Consider the following 19361-nt stretch of genomic DNA (forward strand, 5'->3'; position numbering starts at 1 on the left):
CCCCGGGGTGGTCGGGAAAGGGTGCGGGCCTCAGCGGCCGAGCAGGCGCTTCACGCGGCCGACGTCGTTCTGGGCGACCTCGGTGGTGCCCTCGAGACGGCGGGTGAGGCGGTTGGACTTCTTCTCCATCAGGTGGCGACGGCCGGCCTTCTGGCGACGCAGCTTGCCCGAACCGGTCACGCGGATCCGCTTCGACGTGCCCTTGTGCGTCTTCATCTTCGGCATGCTTGTAGTCCTCTTTCGTGCGGCGGCACACCGGATCACCGGTGTGCCGCTGACTGTGCTGGTCGGCGCTGGGGCGCTACGCCTCGGGAGCCGATTCGGCCGATTCGGCTTTCGCCGCCTTCGGCTTCACGTTCTTGTGCGGGGCCAGCACCATGATCATGTTGCGTCCGTCCTGCTTCGGCGACGATTCCACGAAGCCGAGCTCGGTGACGTCGTCGGCGAGCTTCTGCAGGAGCCGGAACCCGAGCTCCGGCCGGGACTGCTCGCGACCGCGGAACATGATCGTGACCTTGACCTTGTTGCCCGCCGCCAGGAACCGCGACACGTGACCCTTCTTGGTCTCGTAGTCGTGCTGGTCGATCTTCGGCCGCAGCTTCTGTTCCTTGATGACGGTCAGATGCTGGTTGCGCCGGGAGTCGCGGGCCTTCTGCGCGCTCTCGTACTTGAACTTGCCGAAGTCCATGAGCTTGGCCACGGGCGGGCGTGCCTGCGGGGCCACCTCGACGAGGTCGAGGTCCGCCTCCTGCGCAAGCCGCAGCGCATCTTCGATCCGGACAATGCCGACCTGCTCGCCGTTAGGGCCGACGAGCCGGACTTCCGGCACCCGGATGCGGTCGTTGATGCGTGTCTCGGAGCTGATGGGGCCTCCTTGGTCCGAGTGATGTTTTCTCGTTTCGACCTGGTGCCCACATGATTCAGGCCCCGCCTCCGGCTGCTGCCGGTGCACGGGGCCCGCTCTGTCTCCGATCGCGCCCGGCCGGACGGCCGAACGCTTCGCCTCCGCAGTACGCTGCCGGAACGGCACGCACTGCTTCGGCGAGACCGGACCCGGACACCTGTAGCGGTGAGACGGGTGGGAGCGGGGCTCCACTTGCCGCCCCCGATCGCTCGGGAGCTGGTCGCACATGGAAGGGTACCAGACGTGCCTGAACAACCTTCGCCACCGCCCCCGTATTCCCCCGACGACCGCGGGCTCGAGGAGATCCCCAGCGTCGAGGTGATCAGCCGCGCCGCGGTGATGCTGCTGTCCGCGGGCGCCGAACGCCTCGGCCTCGCCGACGCCGACCCGGAGAACTCGCCGCACCGCGACCTCGACGAGGCGCGCCGCCTCATCACCGCGCTCGCCGGGCTCGTGACCGCCTCCGCCGAGTACCTCGGCCTGCACGCCGGGCCCCTCCGCGACGGACTGCAGTCGCTGCAGAAGGCGTTCCGCGAGGCGTCGGTCGTGCCGGACCCGCCGGGCCAGGGGCCGGGCGAGAAGTACACCGGGCCGGTTTACTGAGCCGGAAGCCGTTCCGAGAGATCTTCGAAGACCCGCCTCGCGGCATCGCCGGGGCGGGTCTTCGCCGTTCCGGGTGAGGGCGGACGGCGATAAGGCCTCGGCGTGCCGGATCGGGGCCGCGTGACACTGCCCCGGTTCGCGATCAACGCGCCCGGCGGGCTGCAGCGATGGACCCGGTCGTGCCGGATGCCGGAGTCTGGCCTGGCGATCCGCGAGGATTCGGCTCGGATGATCGCCGCCGCGCTCCGGCACCGGGTTCGGACCGGTGACCGCGAAGATCCGGTCCGGCAGCTTGCCTGGACCGCGACCGCGCTCCGGTGCACGGACCGCCCGGCGACCGCTGCCGAGCTCCACGATGCCGACCGATGCGGCCACCTGACCCGCAGCTGAACCGCGCGACACCGTGCGACCGACACGCCTGCGACTGAGCCGCACAACGCCAACCCGCGCGGCCGCCAGGCCCACGACTGAGCCACCCGGTGCCAATCCGTGCGGCCGCCGGGCCGACAACTAAGCCACGCGACGTCGACCCGCGCGGCCGCCAGGTCCACGACTGAGCCACGCGACGCCGATCCGCGCGGACAAAGAGGCCAGGGCTGAACCGCGCGACGGCAACCTCTCCGACCGACAGACCCGCGGGTCACCCACTCGACGCCGACCCGTGCGACCACCAGCCCGTTGCAGAGCCGCCACCACCCCGCGCCAGCCGCATCCCGCCGTTCCGTGCCATTGCCTCCCCGCCGACCGACATCTAACATGTTAGATGTGAGTGCACTCCCCAAGGTCTCCCGGTCGCTGCTGCGCGACGAGGCGTACGAGCGAATCCGGCACGCCATCATCGACGGCAGCCTTCCGCCGGGCACTCCCCTGCGCGACGCTGACCTCGCCGAGCAGCTCGGGCTTTCCCGCGCGCCGGTCCGGCAGGCGCTGCTGCGGCTGGCCGAGGACCGGCTGGTCGTGTCGAAGCCGCAGAGTTACACGAGGGTCGCCGAGTTCGACGCCGGCGACGTTCGCGACGCGGTTCGGCTCGTGCGGGCGTTGCACGAGCTGGTCGTGCGCGAAGCTCGGCTCAGCGTGCGGCAGATCGCGGAAATGCGCGAGGCCAACGAGCGATTCCGGGAAGCGGTGGCCGAGGGGGACGTCGGCAAGGCGATCGAGGCGGACGACGAATTGCACGACATTCCGGTGCGCGCGTGCGGCAACCGGGCGGTCGCGGCGACGCTCGACCGGTACACGCCGTTGCTGCGCCGTCTCGAATACGCGCGGTTCAGTTCGCTGCCCGCGCATCGGTCGGTCGCCCGGCACGAGGAGCTCATCGACGCGCTCGAAAGCGGCGACGAGAAAACCGCCGCGCAGCTCACCTCAACGATTTGGACCGATCTCGAAGCCCTCCTGGAGGACGCGTGAGCCTGGCTGATTTCCCCCGTTTCCCGTTGCTCGTCGGGCCTTCGCCGGTGCACCGGCTGGACCGGCTGACCGAACACCTCGGCGGCGCGGCCGTCTGGGCCAAGCGCGAGGACCTCAACTCCGGTCTCGCCTACGGCGGCAACAAGACGCGCAAGCTCGAGTACCTCGTCGCGGACGCGCTCGCCGAGGGCGCGGACACGCTCGTTTCGATCGGCGGCGTGCAGTCGAACCACACGCGCCAGGTCGCGGCCGCGGCGGCGCGCGCGGGCATGAAAGCCGTGCTGGTGCAGGAAAGCTGGGTCGACTGGGACGATCCGCTGCACGACAAGGTCGGCAACATCCAGCTGTCGCGGATCCTCGGCGCGGACGTCCGGCTCGTCGACGCCGGGTTCGGCATCGGGTTCAAGGAGAGCTGGGAACGGGCGCTGGCGGAGGTCGAGGCGAACGGCGGCACGCCGTACGCGATCCCGGCCGGTGCGTCGGACCACCGGCTCGGCGGGCTCGGGTTCGCCAACTGGGTGCTGGAACTCGAAGAGCAGGAACGCGAACTCGGCGTTTTCTTCGACACCGTCGTGGTGTGCTCGGTCACCGGCAGCACGCAGGCGGGGATGATCGCCGGAGCGGCGGTGAGCGGGAAGCCGCGGCGGATCCTGGGGATCGACGCGTCGGCGAAGCCCGACGAGACGCGCGAGCAGATCGGGCGGATCGCGAAGAGCACGGCGGAGCTGATCGAGGCCGGGCCGGTCGGGGAAGCCGAACTCGACGAGCGGTACCACGCGGGGGTTTACGGGATTCCGGACGAGCAGACGCTCGAGGCGATCCGGACCGCCGCGCGGCTGGAAGGCATGATCACCGACCCGGTGTACGAGGGGAAGTCGATGGCCGGGCTGATCGATCTCGTGCGCAGCGGCGAGATCGCGAAGGACTCGAACGTCCTGTACGCGCACCTCGGCGGGCAGCCCGCGATCAACGCGTACACGAGCGTGCTCGGCTGAAGCTCTCGTGAGCGGCGGCATCGGTTCCGCCGCTCACGAGAAACAGCGTCAGTCGAGGACGGCGAGCACGTCGATCTCGACCAGGAGCCCGGCGGGCAGCCCGACGTACACCGTGGTGCGGGCCGCGTACGGGGCTTCGCCGATCAGTTCGTTGTAGACCTCGTTGAACGCGGCGAAGTGGCTGGTGTCGGTGAGGTACACGCGCACCATCACCGCGTCCGCGAAGCTCGAGCCCGCTTCTTCGAGCAGCGCGGTCAGGTTCTTGAACACCTGCCGGGTCTGGCTCACGACGTCGTCGCCGACGATCTCGTTCGTGGCCGGGTCGAACGCGACCGCGCCGGCGACCTGGAGGATGTTTCCCTTGCGGACGGCCTGCGAGAAGTTCGCCGGCGGCTTCGGCGCGTTCTCGCTGGTGATCGCCGTCTTGCCCATCATTGCCCCTTTCCGTTCCCCGTCCATCCACTGTGGACGGAAGCTTCCTCGGCGGCGGCCAGCAGCTCGGGCACGAGCGCCAGCAGCCCGTCGTAGTCCAGCAGCACCTTCGGCACCGACATCGACGCCGCGGCGAGCACCTCGCCGCCCGCGCCGCGCACCGGCGCGGAAATGCAGTGGATGAAGTCCTCGTGCTCGGCATTGTCCACCGCGTACCCGCGCTCAGCGACCTGGTCCAGTTCGGCCAGGTACGCCTCGGGCGTGGTGATCGTGTTGGCGGTGAGCACGACGTAGTCGATCGCGCGGGCGATCTCCTCGCGTTTCGCCCGCGGCATCGCCGCCACGAGCACCTTGCCGACCGCGGTGCAGTGCAGCGGCGCGCGTTTGCCGACCCGCGAGTACATCCGGACCGCGTGGTGTCCCTCGAACTTGTCGATGTACACCACTTCACCGTCCTCATAGGACGCGAGGTGCACGGTGTGCCCGGTGCGGGAGTTCAGCGCGGCGAGCGCTTCGTGCGAACTGCGCCGGACGTCGCGGTCCTCCAGCGCCTGGTTGGCGAGGTCGAAAAGCGCGCTGCCGAGCCGGTAGTGCCGGGCTCCTTCGCGCCGCACGAAATGGTGCGTTTCGAGCGTGCGCAGCAACCGCAGCACGGTCGTCTTGTGCACACCGATCTCTTCGGCCAGCTCGTCGAGCGTCTTGCCGCCGCGGGCGAGACCGCTCAGCAGCGTCAGCGCGCGGTCGAGACTTTGGCTCACGTGACCACCACTCCCTCCCCGGTGAGCCGGACCGAACCCCAGCCGTCGGCGTCCGCCTGCACCAGTTTCGTCACGACGGCCTCGGCCAGCGGCACGCCGACGTCGTCTTGAGTCAACAGTGTCGCGGCAGCTTGCAGGTGCCCGCGACGGAGCCTCGTCAGGGGGTCGGCTCCGCGCAGAGTCGCGGCCAGGAATCCGGCGGCGAAGGCGTCTCCGGCACCGACCGGCTCGACGACGTCAACCCGAAGCGCGGGCGAGAACAGCGGTTCGGCCGAGCCTTCGACGAGCGTCGCGCCGCGTTCCCCGTGCTTGACCACCAGCGTGCGCGGACCGGGCAGAAGGGCGCGCAGCCGCACCGGGTCGCCGGTGCCCCACACGCGTTCCGCCTCGTCGTCGCCGGTCAGCACCAGGTCGGCCTTCCCGGCCAGTTCGGCGAGGACGGACTGGTCGCGTCCGGTCCACAGCGCGGGGCGGTGGTTGACGTCGAACGACACGAGCAGGTCGCCGCGCGGCCGGTCGAGCAGTGCGCGGACGAGCGCGAGGCAGCTGTCCGAGAGCGCGGGCGTGATCCCGGAGAGGTGCAGCACGCGAACACCGGAGAAGTCCAGCTGGGACACCAGTTCCGGGCCCATGCCGGACGCGGCGGAACCCGAGCGGTAGTAGCGGACGGGACTGCCGCCCGCGCCGCTTTCCTTCACGTACAGCCCGGTCGGCCTGGCCGGGTCGAAGACGACGCCGCGCACGTCCACGCCCGCCGAAGCGATCTCGCGGACGAGCGCGCGGCCGAACGGGTCGTCGCCGACCGCGCTGACCCATCCGCTCGGCACGCCGAGCGCGGGCAGGTGGCACGCGACGTTGGACTCCGCGCCGCCGATGGTGCGCAGCCAAGTGCGCACCTCGTCCGGCGGCCCGGGCTCGGCGGGCACGAACAACGCCATCGACTCGCCGATGCAGAGCACTTCGGGCGACCCGGTCGGACTGCTGGTCACTGACGTCCCTTCCCCGTTGACCTGTGGCGACCCGGATGCTACACCTATGCAACGCATTTTGCGCAACGTCCGTTGCAAGATACGCAACCGAGGTCCCAGATGAACAGCAACGCCGCTCTCACCGCCGCCGTCCGAGCCGGGCGCGGCGAACGGATCGACTGGCGCTTCCGCGCTCTCCCCCCGGCACTGTCCGGGCTCACTCTCGACGAAGCCGCGGCCCGCCGCGCGAAGCTCTTCGACGACGGCTTCTTCGGTCCGTTCGTGGTGCTCGACGCGGCCGCGATGGAGCACAACCTCGCCACCATGGCCCGCTGGTGCGCCGAACGCGGGATCGCGCTCGCGCCGCACGGCAAGACGACGATGGCTCCGGAGCTGTTCGCCCGGCAGCTGGAGCACGGTTCGTGGGGCATCACCGCGGCGAACGCCGGGCACGTGCGGATCTACCGCGCGTTCGGCGTGCCGCGGATCCTGCTGGCGAACCAGCTCGTGGACCCGTCCGCGCTGCGCTGGCTGGCCGGCGAGCTGGCGGCGGACCCGGATTTCGAGTTCGTCTGCTGGGTCGACTCGGTGCGCAGCGTCGAGCTGATGACCGAAGCGCTCGCGGGCGCCGAGCGGCCCGTCGACGTGCTGGTGGAGCTGGGCGGCGAAGGCGGCCGCACCGGTGTCCGCGACGCCGCGACTGCGCTCGCCGTTGCCGAAGCGGCGGCGAAGAGCCCGGTGTTGCGCCTGCGCGGCACCGGCGGCTACGAAGGCGCGCTTTCGCACCACACCGACGACGCGGCGCTCGCGAAGATCAGTTCCTATGTGGACAGTCTTCGCGACGCGACGATCACCTTCGCGGAGAAGGGTTTGCTCGCCGAGGGTCCGGTGTACGTGACCGCGGGCGGCAGCGCGTACTTCGACCGTGTCGTGGACGAGCTGACCAAGCCGTGGCCGGACGGTCTCGAAGTGGTCCCGATCCTGCGCAGCGGCGCGTACCTGACGCACGACGACGGCTTCTACCGCGAGATCTCGCCGCTCGGCGAGCACCCGCGCATCGCTGGCGTCGACAGCTTCCGTCCGGCATTGCACGCGTGGGCGCAGGTCACGTCGAAGCCGACGCCGGAGCTGGCGCTGCTCACCGCGGGCAAGCGCGACCTGCCGTACGACGAAGGCATGCCGGAGCCGCAGTTGCTGCGCAAGGACGGCGTCGTCACCGAGCTGACCGGGCACACCGTCCCGAAGCTCAACGACCAGCACGCGTTCCTCGAACTGCCCGAAGGATCGCCGGTCGAGGTCGGCGACTGGATCCGGCTCGGGCTGTCGCATCCCTGCACGACGTTCGACAAGTGGTCGCTGCTGCCGGTCGTGGACAGCGACGGCGAGACAGTGGTCGATTTCGTGCGGACGTGGTTCTGATGGACCTCGTGATCCGCGGCGCGCGCGTCGCCGACGGAACCGGGGCCCCGCTGGAGATCCGCGACGTCGGGATCGACGGCGACCGCATCGCCGACGTCGCCGCGCCGGGAGAACTCACCGCACCGCGCGTGCTCGACGCGACCGGGCTGGTCCTCTCCCCCGGGTTCATCGACATGCACTCGCATTCCGACCTGCAAGTGCTCGCCAACCCGGACCATCTCGCGAAGATCAGCCAGGGCGTGACCACCGAGGTGCTGGGTCAGGACGGTCTCTCCTACGCGCCGGTCAACGACGAAGTGCTCGCGAGCCTGCGCCAGCAGCTGGCCGGATGGAACGACGACCCGGCGGGCTTCGACTGGAACTGGCGCTCGGTCGGCGAGTACCTCGACCGGCTCGACCAGGGCATCGCGACGAACGCCGCGTACCTGGTCCCGCAGGGCACGGTGCGGATGCTGGTGGTGGGCTGGGAGGACCGGCCCGCCACGGACGCCGAGCTGGCCCGGATGCAGGAACTCATCGCGACCGGGCTGTCCGAAGGCGCGTTCGGCCTGTCGTCCGGGCTGACCTACACGCCCGGGATGTACGCGACCACCGAGGAACTGGTCGAACTGTGCCGCGTGGTCGGCGAGCGCGGCGGCTACTACAGCCCGCACCACCGCAGCTACGGCGCGGGCGCGCTGGAGGCGTTCGCGGAGATGGTCGACGTCTCCCGCCGCTCCGGCTGCCCGCTGCACCTCGCGCACGCGACGATGAACTTCTCCGTCAACAAGGGCAAGGCACCGGATCTGTTGCGGCTGCTGGACAACGCCCTCGACGACGGCTGCGACATCACCCTCGACACGTACCCGTACCTGCCCGGCGCGACCTACCTGTCCGCGCTGCTGCCGAGCTGGTCCACCGAAGGCGGATTGGAGCCCACGCTCGCCCGGCTGTCCGATCCGGACACTCGCGAACGCATCCGCGCGGAGATCGAGGAATCCGGTTCGGACGGTGCGCACGGCGTGCCGATCGACTGGGACGCCATCGAAATCAACGGCGTGCGCCGCGAGGAGAACGCCGCATTGGTGGGGCACAGCGTCCTCGCTTCCGCCCGCAAGAACGGGAAACCACCGGCAGAGCTGTACTTCGACACGCTGATCGACGAAAAGCTCGGCACGTCCTGCCTCATGCACGTGGGACACGAGGAAAACGTGCAGGCCATCATGCGGCACCGCACGCACACCGGCGGCTCGGACGGCCTGCTGGTCGGCGCGCGGCCGCATCCCCGGGCGTGGGGCACCTTCCCGCGCTACCTCGCCCGCTACGTCCGCGAACTGGGCGTTCTCGAACTGGCCGACTGCGTCGCGCACCTCACCGGGCGCGCGGCACGGCGGCTGGGGCTGTCCGACCGGGGCCTCGTCCGCCCCGGGCACGCGGCCGATCTGGTGCTGTTCGACCCGGACACGGTCGCCGACACCGCGACGTTCGACAATCCGCGGCAGCCCGCCGCGGGTCTCTCCGCTGTCTTCGTCAACGGCGTCGCCGCGCTCGAAGACGGGTCCCCCACCGGCGCGCTCGCCGGGCATTCCCTTCGCCATCCCGGGAGTCGACGATGATCCACTGGCTGCAGACCAGCACCGCCGGTCTGCTCACGCTGGCCGCGGTGTCCATCGCGGTGCTGCTTTTCCTCATCATCAAGGTGAAGCTCGAACCGTTCATCGCCTTGATCGTGGTGGGCCTGCTCACCGCGCTGGCCGCGGGCGTGCCGGTCGGCACCCTGGTCGGCACCGCGCAGAAGACGTCCGATTCGCTGCTGGAGAAGGGTTTCGGCAGCATTCTCGGGCACATCGCGGCGATCATCGGGCTGGGCACGCTGCTCGGCTCGATCCTGGAGAAATCCGGCGGCGCGCGCGTGCTCACCGCGGCGCTGCTGCGGACGTTCGGGGAGAAACGCGCTCCGCTCGCGATGGGTCTTTCCGGCCTCATCTTCGGCATCCCGGTGTTCTTCGACATCGGCATTTTCGTGCTCGCGCCGCTGGTCTACGCCGCGGCGAAGCAGGGCGGCCGGTCGATCGTGCTGTACGCGATGCCGTTGCTGGCCGGGCTTTCCATCACGCACGCCTTCATCCCGCCGCACCCGGGACCGGTCGCCGCGGCCGGGCTGCTGCACGTGGATCTCGGCTGGCTGATCCTGATGGGCGCGGTCTGCGGCATCCCGGCCTGGTTCATCGGCGGCATCCTGTACTCGACGTGGATCGGCAAGCGCGTGAACGTGCCGCTGGCCGAGGACTTCGCGAAGCTCGCGGGCGAAGACGGCGAGCAGGACGGCCCCGCGCCGTCGCTCAAGCTGGTCGGCGGGATCATCGCGGTGCCGCTGGTGCTGATCCTGGTGGGCACGTTCGGCAGCATCCTGCTGCCCAAGGGGTCCACCGGCGCTGGTATCGCGGCGTTCCTCGGCACGCCGGCCATCGCGCTGACCATCGCGACCATCCTCGCGTCGTGGCTGCTCGGCCGCCGCCGCGGGATGAGCGGCACGGATCTCGCCCAGCTTTCCGCGAACGCGCTGCGCCCGGTCGCGATGATTCTCCTCGTGGTCGGCGCGGGTTCGTTCTTCGGAGCGGTGCTGTCCGCCACCGGCATCGGCAAGGCGGTGGCCGGTTCCCTAGGCGACGCTGGGCTTCCCGTGCTTTTGGCCGCGTACATCATCAGCTGCGGCATGCGCATCGCCCAGGGATCCGCGACGGTCGCGATCGTGACCACGAGCGGCATCGTCGCGCCGACGGTGATGGAACTGCATTATTCGCAAGCACAATTGGCGCTCGTCGTGGTCGCGATCTCGGCCGGGTCGATCATCGCCTCGCACGTCAACGACGGCGGATTCTGGATCGTGTCCCGGTATTTCGGGCTGACCGTGACCCAGACCCTGAAAACCTGGACGGCTTTGGAAACAGTCCTTTCCTTGAGCGGTTTCGGTGTGGCAGCATTGGCGATGACATTGGTCTGAACCACATCGGCACATGTTCCGGGGGTATTCGATGACCGAGATTTCCCGCCGCACGTTCGTCGGAGCAGTCGGCGCGGCCGGAGCCGCCGCCGTGGCGGGCGCACAGCTCGCCACGGCAGCGCCCCGGCCGCGCGCGGCTACGACGGTGTACGTCGGCAGCTACACCAACTCCGCACCGGCCGGCCACGGACTGGACGTCACCCAGCGAGCGGCGGGAAGCCCCGCGCTCACGCCGGTGCGCACCGTCCCGAAGCTGACCGACGTTTCCTGGTTCGACCGGACTCGCGACGGCCGGATCCTGTACGTCACCAACGAAAACGAGGGCGCGGAGACCGGCACGGTGTCCGCGTTGGACATCTCCGACCCGACCCGGCCGAAGCTGCTCGGGTCGACGTCCTCGAACGGCGGCTCGCCCACGCACCTTTCGGTGCACCCGAGCCAGAAGTACGTGCTGGCCGCGAATTACGACTCCGGCAGCGTCGTGGTGCTGCCGATCAAGTCCGGCGGCAAGCTCGGCGCGGCCACCGATCTGCAGCAGCACCAGGGCAAAGAGCCGCACGCGCACCAGGTCGTCACCGATCCGTCCGGCAAGTGGGTGCTCGCGGTCGACCTCGGCACCGACTCGGTGTACGTCTACTCGTTCGACACCGGCAAGGGAAAGCTGAAGCTGCACAAGCAGATCACCCTTCCCGCCGGTGCCGGACCGCGACACCTCGCGTTCCACCCGAACGGCAAATTCGCTTACGTAGCCCAGGAACTGCGGCCGGAGATCACCGTCGCCAGCTGGGACTCCGCCACCGGCACGTTCAAGCCGATCTCCGTGGTGCCCGCGGTTCCGCCGGGCAGCACCGGCGAACTGTTCCCCGGCGAGATCACAGTTTCGCGCGACGGGAAGTTCGTCTACGCCACCGTGCGCGGCCCCAACACCGTCGCCACCTTCACCGTCGCCGACGGCGGAGCCGGGCTCACCCTGGTCTCCTCGGCGGCGTCCGGCGGCAACTGGCCGCGGCATCTCGCGCTGGACCCGGACGAGAAGTGGTTCTACGTCTCCAACCAGCGCTCCGGCACCGTCACCTGGCTGCCGCGCGACCCGGCCACCGGTCTGCCCGGAAAGTCCGCGGGCTCGCTCGCCGTGCCGAACGTCAACTCTGTCTTCTTCGTCTGAGAAAAACCGGGGCTGTCACGCCGCACAGCCCCGTCTTTCCCGGTCTTTGACCGGTCCCCGCGACAGGAGTCACCGATGAAGCTGCGTTCTGTCCTGCCCGCTGTCGCCACGCTGGCGTTGCTCGCCGCGTGCGCGCCCACCCAATCCGGCCCGGCCGCCGCCGGCGGAAACCAAACCGACGGCACGCTCAGAGTCTGGCTGTTCGACGAAGCGAATCGCGCGCCGAAGGAGGCCGCGGTCAAGGAAGCGATCACCGAATTCGAGGCCAGCCACGCCGGGGTCAAGGTCGACGTCCAATGGGTTCCGGTCGAGGGCCGCGCGGACAAGTTCTCCGGCGCGTTCAACGACCCGTCCAACGCCCCCGACGTCGCCGAATTCGGCAACACCGACGTCTCCAGCTACGCGCAGACCGGCGCGTTGTCCGACCTCACCAAGGACATCGCGAACTGGTCGGACGGCAAGGACCTGCTTCCGTCCGTGGTCGACACCGCCAAAGCGAACGGCAAGATCTACGGCATCCCCTGGTACACCGGCATCCGCGCGTTGTACTACCGCACCGACGTCTTCGCCGAACTCGGCCTCAAGCCGCCGACGACGCTGGCCGAGCTGACCGAAGACGCGCGCAAGATCCGCGAGAAGAAGCCGGACCTGTACGGCATCGCGACCGGCGGCAAGTACACCTACGCGATGCTGCCGTTCATCTGGGCCAACGGCGGCGACCTGGCCAAACAGGACAACGGCAAGTGGACGTCCACTGTGGACTCACCGCAGGCCAAAGCCGGCGTCGCCGCGTACGCGAACCTGATCAAGGACGACATCTGCCCGCCGGCCGCCTGCGCCAACCTCACCGGAACGCAGAGCGTCACCGCGTTCGCCGGCGGCAAGGCGGGCATGGTGATCGGCGGCGACTTCAACCGCAAGGCCGTCGAAAAGGGCGCGGTGAAGGGCAAGTACGCGATCATGCCGCTGCCCGGCACCGCCCCGGGTTCCGTCGCGCCCGCGTTCGCCGGCGGCAACCTGCTCGGCGTGTTCGGCGCGAGCCAGCGCCACGGTCTCGCGGTGCAGTTCGCCGAACTGCTGGCCGGCGTGAAGTACCAGGAGAAGATGTACGCGGCGATGGGCAACCTGCCCACCCTCGCGTCGGTGCAGAAGAAGCTCGCCGCCAGCGACCCGACGTTGAAGGCGTTCGTGGACACCCTGAGCGCGGGCACCAAGTTCGTGCCGAGCACCCCGGCGTGGTCCAAGATCGACAGCCAGAACGTCCTGCCCACCGCCGTGCAGCAAATCGCGACCGGCGGCAAGGACGCGAACGACGCGCTGGCCGACGCCGCCGCGGCGATGAACAAGAACTTCGGCTGACCCGTGGCCGCAGTCCGTTCCGCGACCGTCCGCCGCGACGGCCGCGCGGCTCTTCTCTACCTGCTGCCGGCGGGCATCCTGCTCGCCGCGCTGCTGGTGTACCCGATTTACCAGCTGGTCGTGATATCGCTCTACGACTACGGCCAGCCGCAGGCGGCGGGTGCGGCCCCGCTGGTGTTCCTCGGCCTCGACAACTACGCCAGCCTGCTGGCCGACGTCCAGTTCTGGACGGTGCTCGGCAAGACAGTCGGGTTCGCCGCGGCCTGCGTGATCGGCAGCCTGGTCGTCGGCACGGCGCTGGCCGTGCTGGCGAGCCGGGTCCGCGCGCTGCCGCGCATGCTGCTGTTCCTGGCGGCGCTCGGCGCGTGGGCGACCCCGGCGATCGCCGGCTCGTACGTCTGGCTGTTCCTCTTCGACACCGATTTCGGCCTGGTCAACGAGGTGCTCTCGGGCATCGGGTTCAGCGGGATGGAGCACCATTCCTGGACGTTCGGCACCTTCGGCACGTTCGGGCTGGTCGCCGCCGAGGTGATCTGGTGCTCGTTCCCGTTCGTGATGGTGACCATGTACGCCGGGATCAGCGGGGTGCCGAAGGAGACGCTGGAGGCCGCCGCGCTCGACGGCGCGTCGGTCTGGCGCACGACGCGGTCGGTGGTCCTGCCCGCGGTGCGGCCGCTGCTGACCATCGCGACCGTGCAGTCGATCATCTGGGACTTCAAGGTGTTCACCCAGATCTACGTGATGACCAACGGAGGCGGCATCGCCGGGCGCAACCTGATCCTGAACGTCTACGCCTACCAGCAGGCGTTCGCCGGGCAGGAGTACGGGCTCGGCTCGGCGATCGGGGTCGTGATGACCTTGCTGCTGCTGTCGATCACCGGGCTGTACGTCCGGTCCCAGCGCCGGAGTGCCGCATGGCTCTGAAAGTGCGCCGCCCCGCGCGGCTCGTCGCCGAAATCGTGACCGTGGTGATCGCCGGGATCGTCGCGTTCCCGCTGTACTGGATGGTGCTCTCGGCGTTCAAACCGGCGGGCGAAATCCAGTCGGCGCATCCGAAACCGTGGACGTTCTCGCCGTCGCTGGACAGTTTCCAGCGCGTGCTCACGGTGTCCGGGTTCGGCCGGTATTTCCTCAACAGCCTCGTGGTCGCGGTCGTCGTGGTGCTGCTGTCCCTGGTGTTCTCGTTCCTCTCCGCGGTGGCGCTCACCCGGTTCCGGTTCCGCGGGCGCGCGGTGCTGCTGGTGATGCTGCTGGTGGCGCAAATGGTGCCGGTGGAAGCGCTGACCATCCCGCTGTTCTTCCTGATGCGCTCGGTCGGCGGCACGGTGCCCGCGTTCGGGCTCAACGAACTGGGCTCGCTCGTGCTGGTGCACCTGGCGTTCAGCCTGCCGTTCGCGATCTGGATGCTGCGCGGGTTCGTCGCCGCGGTGCCCGCCGAACTGGAGGAAGCGGCCACTTTGGACGGTGCGTCGCGGATGCGGTTCACCTGGCAGATCCTGTTCCCGCTCGTCGCGCCCGGGCTCGTCGCGGTGAGCGTGCTCGCGTTCATCCACGCGTGGAACGACTTCCTGTTCGCCAAGACGTTCATCATCTCCAAGACCGAAAACCAGACTCTGCCGCAGGCGATCCTGGTGTTCTTCAAACCGGAGGACACCGACTGGGGCGCCGTGATGGCCTCGTCCACCCTGATGACGATTCCGGTGCTGGTGTTCTTCGTGCTGGTGCAACGGAAACTCATCGGCGGAACCGCCGGGGCCGTGAAGGGATGACCATGTCCGGTTTCGACACTCTCCTCCCCCGCCCGGTGTCCGCGGAAGCGGCGCCCGGCACCTGCCCGTGGCCCGCTCCGGTGGAGGTGCGCACCGCGGATCTGCCCGCCGAGGGCTACCGGCTGCACATCGCGCCGGACGGCGTCACTCTCGAAGCGGCCGACGCCGCGGGCGAGTTCTACGGTCGGCAAACCCTGCGCCAACTGGCCGGTCCGGACGCGTTCCGTGCCGTGTCGATCCACAATGGACCGGTCGAACTGCCGTGCGGGACGATCACCGATCATCCGCGTTTCGCCTGGCGCGGCTGTCTTTACGACGTGTCCCGGCACTTCCGGACGAAGGCCGAGGTGCTGCGGTTCGTCGACCTGCTGGCCGCACACAAGATGAACGTGCTGAACCTGCACCTCACCGACGATCAGGGATGGCGGATCGAAACGCCGGAATTCCCCCGGCTGACGTCGGTCGGCGGCTGGCGGAAATCCTCGATGGTCGGCAGGCACGACGGTCCGGAACGCGACGGCCGCCCGCACGGCGGTTACTACACTGTGGACGATCTGCGCGAGATCGTCGCGTACGCCGCCGCGCGGGCGATCACCGTGGTGCCCGAAGTGGACATTCCCGGGCACGCCCGCGCCGCCATCACCGCGTACCCGGAACTCGGCCCGGCCAGCGACACCCCTTGGGAGGTCTGGACTTCCTGGGGCATCAGCACGTCGCTGCTGGATCCGTCGGAGTCCACTCTGGACTTCTTCCGCACGGTCTTCGACCACGTGCTGGACATTTTCCCGTCCCCGGTGCTCGCGCTCGGCGGGGATGAGGTGCCCGGCGTCACCGAGGCGCACCACCGGTTCGTCCGGGCGATCGCCGACCACCTCGTCGCGCGCGGCCGCACGCCGATGGGCTGGGACGAGGTCCTCGACGGCGGCGACCTGCCCGCGATGGTGATCGGCGTGTGGCAGGACCGCGAACGCGCCTCGCTGGCGGTGAAGGGCGGGCACGAGGTGGTGCTTTGCCCCGAGGACGGCGTGTACCTCGACCACCGGCAAAGCGACCACCCGGACGAACCGATCCCGGTCGGGTATCTCCAGGATCTCGAACACTTCTACGGTTTCGAGCCCGAATCCGGACCGCACGTGCGCGGCGTCCAGGCGCAGCTGTGGTCCGAACACCTGGACATCGTGCGGCGGACGGACTACGCGGCGTTCCCTCGCTTGTCGGCGTTCGCCGAGGTCGCGTGGAGCAGCGGACCGCGCGACTACGCGGAGTTTCTGCCCCGGCTGCGCGACCACCATCTGCCGCGACTGGACGCGCTCGGCGTGGAGTACCGGCCGCTCGACGGCCCGCACCCGTGGCAGACCCGGCCGGACGCGCCGGGGCGGCCCCGCTGATCGCTGCGGTTTTCCCTCCCCGCGAAGCGGCGGCTCGGCTTCGGCAAGTCCGAAGCCGAGCCGTATAGGCCGTTATACGCCAGCCGGGCCGAGGAACGTGCCGCCAGTCGCGTCGACGACCTGCCCGGTGACCCAGCGCGAGTCCGCCGAGGCCAGGAACGCCACCACGTCGGCGATGTCCGTCGCGTCGGCGACCCGCCGGAGCGCGGACGCGCCCGCCATCCCCGCCCGCATCCGCTCGTCGGCGAACATGTGCGCGGTGCGGTCGGTCGGCGTCGGACCGGGGGCGACGCCGTTCACCGTGATCCCCCGCTGGCCGAGCTCCTGCGCCAGGCTGCGGGTGAACACGTCGAGCGCGCCCTTCGTCATGCTGTACGCCAGCTCGAACGGCAGCGCGATGCGCGTGTCCGCGGACGAGATGTTGACGATCCGGCCGCCGTCCCGCAGCACCGGCAACAGCGTCTGCACCAAGAAGAACGGTGCTTTCACGTTCACCGCGAACACCCGGTCGAACTCGTCGGACGTCGCCGAGGTGATCGAACCGGCGCCGGTCGCCGCGTTGTTGACCAGGATGTCGAGCGCGACCTCGCCGGTGCGTTCGCGCAGCTCCGCCGAGAGCCGGTCGAGCAGCGTCTCCGCGTCCCCGTCGACGCCCAGCGTCGTCTGCACCGCGAATGCCTGCCCGCCGTTCGCCTCGATCGCCGCGACGGTCTCCTTGGCTGCCGCTTCGTCGCTGCCGTAGTGCACGGCGACCAGCGCGCCGTCGTGCGCCAGCCGCGCCGCGATGGCCCGGCCGATGCCCTTGCCGCCGCCGGTGACCAGTGCGGTCTTCTGCGTCATTTCTTGCTCCCCTTGAGTGGTGTGAACTTCGATGTCCACACTTTCGGGGAGTCCGCTTACCGCGTGCGCACGAAGCGCTGACGGGTCCGGTCAGCGCTCAGCCAGGCTTGAGCCGGTACCAGACCTCCGGCCGTCCGACCTGCCCGTATCGCGGTTCGCGCTGGGCCAATCCGTTGTCCGCCAAGTACTCCAGGTACCGCCGCGCGGTGACCCGGGACGCCCCGATCGCGCTCGCCGCACCGCCGGCGGACAGCCCTTCACCGGCCCCGGCGAGCGCGTCGGTGATCGCGTCCAGCGTCTCCGCACTCATGCCTTTCGGCAGCGGCGCGGCTTCGGTGGTGCGCAGCGTGCCGAGCGCGCGGTCGATCTCCGCCTGCCCGGTGACCTCGCCGGACGCCTCGCGGAACGACGCGTAGCGCTCCAGTTTGTCCCGCAACGACGCGAAGGTGAACGGCTTGAGCAGGTACTGCACCACCCCGACCGAGACCGCGGCTTTGACCAGCGCGAGGTCGCGCGCGGAGGTCACCGCGATGACGTCGATCGGCAGCCCGGCCGCGCGCAGCGAACGGCAGACGGCGAGGCCGTGCGTGTCGGGCAGATAGAAGTCCAGCAGGACCAGGTCGACGGGTTCGCGCTCGCAGAAGCGCAGCGCCTCGCCACCGGAATGCACCACGCCGGCGACGGCGAATCCCGGCAGCCGCTCGACGTACAGCCGGTGCGCCTCGGCCGCCACCGGCTCGTCCTCCACCACCAGCACGCGGATCACGACGACACCTCCTGCCTCGGCAACCGTACGGTGAACACCGCGCCGCCGTCGCGTCCGACGTCGATGGTGCCGCCGTAGCGCCGGACCGCCTGCACGACCAGCGCCAACCCGAGACCGTGCTCGTCCCCGGCCTTTGTCGACCAGCCCCGGCGGAACATCTCCCCCACCGCTTCCTCCGGCACGCCCGGGCCGTTGTCCGCGACGCGCAGCAGCAGACCGTCATCTTCGGACCGCGCGGTGACGACCACCGCCGGCCGCGTCCCGGATTCCCGCACCACCGCGTCGATTCCGTTGTCGATCAGGTTGCCGAGGATCGTGACCAGGTCCCGTCCGGCGACGCCGGGGCCGAGGTCGTCGATCATCGTGTCCGGCGTGATGGTGAACTCCACGCCGCGTTCGCTCGCCTCCGCGGCCTTGCCGAGCAGCAGCGCGGCCAGCACCGGTTCGGCGACCGCGGTCATCACGCGATCGGTGAGCTCCTGCGCCAGCGCGAGTTCGGCGGTCGCGAACTCCACGGCGTCCTCGGGACGGCCGAGTTCCACCAGCGACACGACCGTGTGCAGCCGGTTCGCCGCTTCGTGCGCCTGCGACCGCAGAGCTTCGGCCAGGCTGCGCGCGGTGGTCAGCTCGCCGGTGAGGGTCTGGAGTTCGGTGTGGTCGCGCAGGATCACGACGGTGCCCTGCGCGCGTCCGCCGGAGCTGACGAGCGTCGTGCTCACGACCAGCACCCGCGAATCCGTCAGGTGCAGTTCTTCGGTGCGGTTTTCCGGCGCGGTGAACGCGGCCGTCAGTTCAGGTGACAGCCCCAGGTCAGCGAGCGGCTGCCCGACCGGGTCGCCGGTCAGCCCCAGCAGGGTGCGGGCGCCGTCGTTGCACAGCCCGACCCGGCCGTCGCGATCCACCAGCAGCACACCCTCGCGAACCGAATGCAGCACCGCCTCGTGGTACTCGAACAGATTGCTCAGCTCCGCGGGCGCGATGCCACGCGTCTGCCGCTTCAGCCGCGCGCTCACCAGCCAGCCCCCGCAGGCGCCCACCAGCAATACCGCCGCCGCGACGCCGAGCAGCGGCCAGACGCGTTCCTGCACCTCGGCCGAGATCGCCGCGATCGTGATGCCCACCGCGACGAGCGCGACCACCCGGTGGTTCCCGTCGAACACCGGCACCACCACGCGCACCGACGGGCCGAGCGAACCGGTGTAGGTCTCGGACACGACACCGCCCTGCTGGGCCGCCTCGATGTGCCCGAGGAACCGCTGCCCGATCAACGCCGGATTCGGGTGTGTGTAACGGATTCCTTGCGGCGACATGATCGTCACGAAGTCCACGCGCGTGTCCACGAGCACCCGCTGCGCATACGGCTGCAGCGTCGCGGTCGGGTCCGCGGTGGCGGCCGCCCGAGCGACGTCCGGCGCGTCGGCGATCGAACGGGCCACCGCGAGCGACTGCTCCCCGGCCCGGTCGGTCGTCGTGCGCCGGGCGTCGAGATAGGCGATAGTGATGCCGCCGGAGACGAGCACGAGCAGGATCGCCAGCTGCAGCACCAGCAGCTGACGGGCCAGGCTCCAGCGGCTCGTCCGGATCCGAGGTGTCGGGGGCACCCGC

At 69.8% G+C, this 19361-nt stretch carries 20 protein-coding genes; 12 read left to right on the forward strand and 8 right to left on the reverse strand.

What is annotated here, in order from left to right; all coding sequences use genetic code 11:
* Positions 1 to 30 precede the first annotated feature (30 nt).
* On the reverse strand, positions 31 to 225 hold the full coding sequence (gene rpmI / locus WA670_RS40985; protein ID WP_037818166.1) for a 50S ribosomal protein L35: 195 nt from the start codon (positions 223 to 225) through the stop codon (positions 31 to 33).
* Between the two features lie 76 nt (positions 226 to 301).
* Positions 302 to 865 carry a translation initiation factor IF-3 gene (gene infC / locus WA670_RS40990; protein ID WP_200864208.1) on the reverse strand — a complete coding sequence of 188 codons (564 nt, stop codon included), beginning with the start codon at positions 863 to 865 and terminating at the stop codon, positions 302 to 304.
* A 282-nt stretch (positions 866 to 1147) separates the two neighbouring features.
* Between infC and WA670_RS40995 the strand changes: the two genes are divergently transcribed.
* From WA670_RS40995 to WA670_RS41010, 4 genes are all read left to right on the forward strand, one after another.
* Positions 1148 to 1507: a DUF1844 domain-containing protein gene (locus WA670_RS40995; protein WP_037818165.1), complete on the forward strand. Its 360-nt coding sequence runs from the start codon at positions 1148 to 1150 to the stop codon at positions 1505 to 1507.
* Positions 1508 to 1627: 120 nt separating this feature from the next.
* Complete coding sequence (locus WA670_RS41000; RefSeq protein WP_238605671.1) at positions 1628 to 1897, forward strand: hypothetical protein; 270 nt, start codon at positions 1628 to 1630, stop codon at positions 1895 to 1897.
* 375 nt (positions 1898 to 2272) lie between these two features.
* Positions 2273 to 2914: a GntR family transcriptional regulator gene (locus WA670_RS41005; protein ID WP_442893164.1), complete on the forward strand. Its 642-nt coding sequence runs from the start codon at positions 2273 to 2275 to the stop codon at positions 2912 to 2914.
* On the forward strand, positions 2911 to 3909 hold the full coding sequence (locus WA670_RS41010) for a 1-aminocyclopropane-1-carboxylate deaminase (RefSeq protein WP_336161502.1): 999 nt from the start codon (positions 2911 to 2913) through the stop codon (positions 3907 to 3909). The genes WA670_RS41005 and WA670_RS41010 overlap by 4 nt, the downstream gene beginning before the upstream one ends.
* 48 nt (positions 3910 to 3957) lie before the next feature.
* Here the strand turns inward: WA670_RS41010 and WA670_RS41015 are convergent, their stop codons facing one another.
* The 3 genes from WA670_RS41015 to WA670_RS41025 are packed head-to-tail and all read right to left on the reverse strand — an operon-like array spanning position 3958 to position 6037.
* Positions 3958 to 4341: a RidA family protein gene (locus tag WA670_RS41015; protein ID WP_037818159.1), complete on the reverse strand. Its 384-nt coding sequence runs from the start codon at positions 4339 to 4341 to the stop codon at positions 3958 to 3960.
* Positions 4341 to 5099: an IclR family transcriptional regulator gene (locus WA670_RS41020; RefSeq protein ID WP_043828492.1), complete on the reverse strand. Its 759-nt coding sequence runs from the start codon at positions 5097 to 5099 to the stop codon at positions 4341 to 4343. Before WA670_RS41020 ends, WA670_RS41015 begins: the two co-directional genes overlap by 1 nt.
* A complete protein-coding gene (locus WA670_RS41025; protein WP_238608317.1) occupies positions 5096 to 6037 on the reverse strand; it encodes a sugar kinase in 942 nt (313 codons plus the stop codon). Before WA670_RS41025 ends, WA670_RS41020 begins: the two co-directional genes overlap by 4 nt.
* 150 nt (positions 6038 to 6187) lie before the next feature.
* Between WA670_RS41025 and WA670_RS41030 the strand changes: the two genes are divergently transcribed.
* The 8 genes from WA670_RS41030 to WA670_RS41065 all read left to right on the forward strand — a co-directional run bounded on the left by WA670_RS41030 (position 6188) and on the right by WA670_RS41065 (position 16150).
* Positions 6188 to 7486: an amino acid deaminase gene (locus WA670_RS41030; protein ID WP_336161504.1), complete on the forward strand. Its 1299-nt coding sequence runs from the start codon at positions 6188 to 6190 to the stop codon at positions 7484 to 7486.
* Positions 7486 to 9081, forward strand: coding sequence for an N-acyl-D-amino-acid deacylase family protein (locus tag WA670_RS41035; RefSeq protein WP_336161505.1), 1596 nt, complete (start codon positions 7486 to 7488; stop codon positions 9079 to 9081). The genes WA670_RS41030 and WA670_RS41035 overlap by 1 nt, the downstream gene beginning before the upstream one ends.
* Positions 9078 to 10469 carry a GntP family permease gene (locus WA670_RS41040; protein ID WP_336161507.1) on the forward strand — a complete coding sequence of 464 codons (1392 nt, stop codon included), beginning with the start codon at positions 9078 to 9080 and terminating at the stop codon, positions 10467 to 10469. Before WA670_RS41035 ends, WA670_RS41040 begins: the two co-directional genes overlap by 4 nt.
* 31 nt (positions 10470 to 10500) lie before the next feature.
* On the forward strand, positions 10501 to 11634 hold the full coding sequence (locus WA670_RS41045) for a lactonase family protein (RefSeq protein ID WP_336161509.1): 1134 nt from the start codon (positions 10501 to 10503) through the stop codon (positions 11632 to 11634).
* Positions 11635 to 11709: 75 nt separating this feature from the next.
* On the forward strand, positions 11710 to 12993 hold the full coding sequence (locus WA670_RS41050; protein WP_336161511.1) for an extracellular solute-binding protein: 1284 nt from the start codon (positions 11710 to 11712) through the stop codon (positions 12991 to 12993).
* A 3-nt stretch (positions 12994 to 12996) separates the two neighbouring features.
* A complete protein-coding gene (locus tag WA670_RS41055; protein ID WP_336161513.1) occupies positions 12997 to 13917 on the forward strand; it encodes a carbohydrate ABC transporter permease in 921 nt (306 codons plus the stop codon).
* Positions 13908 to 14762 (forward strand): carbohydrate ABC transporter permease, encoded by an 855-nt coding sequence (locus WA670_RS41060; RefSeq protein ID WP_037818151.1) that lies wholly within the window; start codon positions 13908 to 13910, stop codon positions 14760 to 14762. Before WA670_RS41055 ends, WA670_RS41060 begins: the two co-directional genes overlap by 10 nt.
* A 2-nt stretch (positions 14763 to 14764) precedes the next feature.
* Positions 14765 to 16150, forward strand: a complete 1386-nt coding sequence (locus WA670_RS41065) for a beta-N-acetylhexosaminidase (protein WP_336161516.1) — start codon at positions 14765 to 14767, stop codon at positions 16148 to 16150.
* Between the two features lie 72 nt (positions 16151 to 16222).
* Here WA670_RS41065 and WA670_RS41070 read toward each other — a convergent pair whose 3' ends face one another.
* From WA670_RS41070 to WA670_RS41080, 3 genes are all read right to left on the reverse strand, one after another.
* Complete coding sequence (locus tag WA670_RS41070) at positions 16223 to 16990, reverse strand: SDR family oxidoreductase (protein WP_336161517.1); 768 nt, start codon at positions 16988 to 16990, stop codon at positions 16223 to 16225.
* Positions 16991 to 17087: 97 nt separating this feature from the next.
* On the reverse strand, positions 17088 to 17756 hold the full coding sequence (locus WA670_RS41075; RefSeq protein WP_037818149.1) for a response regulator: 669 nt from the start codon (positions 17754 to 17756) through the stop codon (positions 17088 to 17090).
* Entirely contained in the window at positions 17753 to 19357 is a 1605-nt protein-coding gene (locus WA670_RS41080) for a sensor histidine kinase (protein WP_336161519.1), read from the reverse strand. The genes WA670_RS41075 and WA670_RS41080 overlap by 4 nt, the downstream gene beginning before the upstream one ends.
* Between the last annotated feature and the right edge of the window lie 4 nt (positions 19358 to 19361).

It is taken from the genome of Amycolatopsis sp. VC5-11, assembly GCF_037034185.1.
Classification (GTDB): domain Bacteria; phylum Actinomycetota; class Actinomycetes; order Mycobacteriales; family Pseudonocardiaceae; genus Amycolatopsis; species Amycolatopsis nivea.

What these genes read in the sequence shown, in the direction of transcription:
- WA670_RS41030 (WP_336161504.1), top strand. Translation starts at nt 6,188, where the DNA reads ATGAACAGCAACGCCGCTCTCACCGCCGCCGTCCGAGCCGGGCGCGGC.
- WA670_RS41065 (WP_336161516.1), top strand. Translation starts at nt 14,765, where the DNA reads ATGTCCGGTTTCGACACTCTCCTCCCCCGCCCGGTGTCCGCGGAAGCG.
- WA670_RS41060 (WP_037818151.1), top strand. Translation starts at nt 13,908, where the DNA reads ATGGCTCTGAAAGTGCGCCGCCCCGCGCGGCTCGTCGCCGAAATCGTG.
- WA670_RS41040 (WP_336161507.1), top strand. Translation starts at nt 9,078, where the DNA reads ATGATCCACTGGCTGCAGACCAGCACCGCCGGTCTGCTCACGCTGGCC.
- WA670_RS41070 (WP_336161517.1), bottom strand. Translation starts at nt 16,990, where the DNA reads ATGACGCAGAAGACCGCACTGGTCACCGGCGGCGGCAAGGGCATCGGC.
- rpmI (WP_037818166.1), bottom strand. Translation starts at nt 225, where the DNA reads ATGCCGAAGATGAAGACGCACAAGGGCACGTCGAAGCGGATCCGCGTG.
- WA670_RS41035 (WP_336161505.1), top strand. Translation starts at nt 7,486, where the DNA reads ATGGACCTCGTGATCCGCGGCGCGCGCGTCGCCGACGGAACCGGGGCC.
- WA670_RS41045 (WP_336161509.1), top strand. Translation starts at nt 10,501, where the DNA reads ATGACCGAGATTTCCCGCCGCACGTTCGTCGGAGCAGTCGGCGCGGCC.
- WA670_RS41015 (WP_037818159.1), bottom strand. Translation starts at nt 4,341, where the DNA reads ATGGGCAAGACGGCGATCACCAGCGAGAACGCGCCGAAGCCGCCGGCG.
- WA670_RS41050 (WP_336161511.1), top strand. Translation starts at nt 11,710, where the DNA reads ATGAAGCTGCGTTCTGTCCTGCCCGCTGTCGCCACGCTGGCGTTGCTC.
- WA670_RS41025 (WP_238608317.1), bottom strand. Translation starts at nt 6,037, where the DNA reads ATGGCGTTGTTCGTGCCCGCCGAGCCCGGGCCGCCGGACGAGGTGCGC.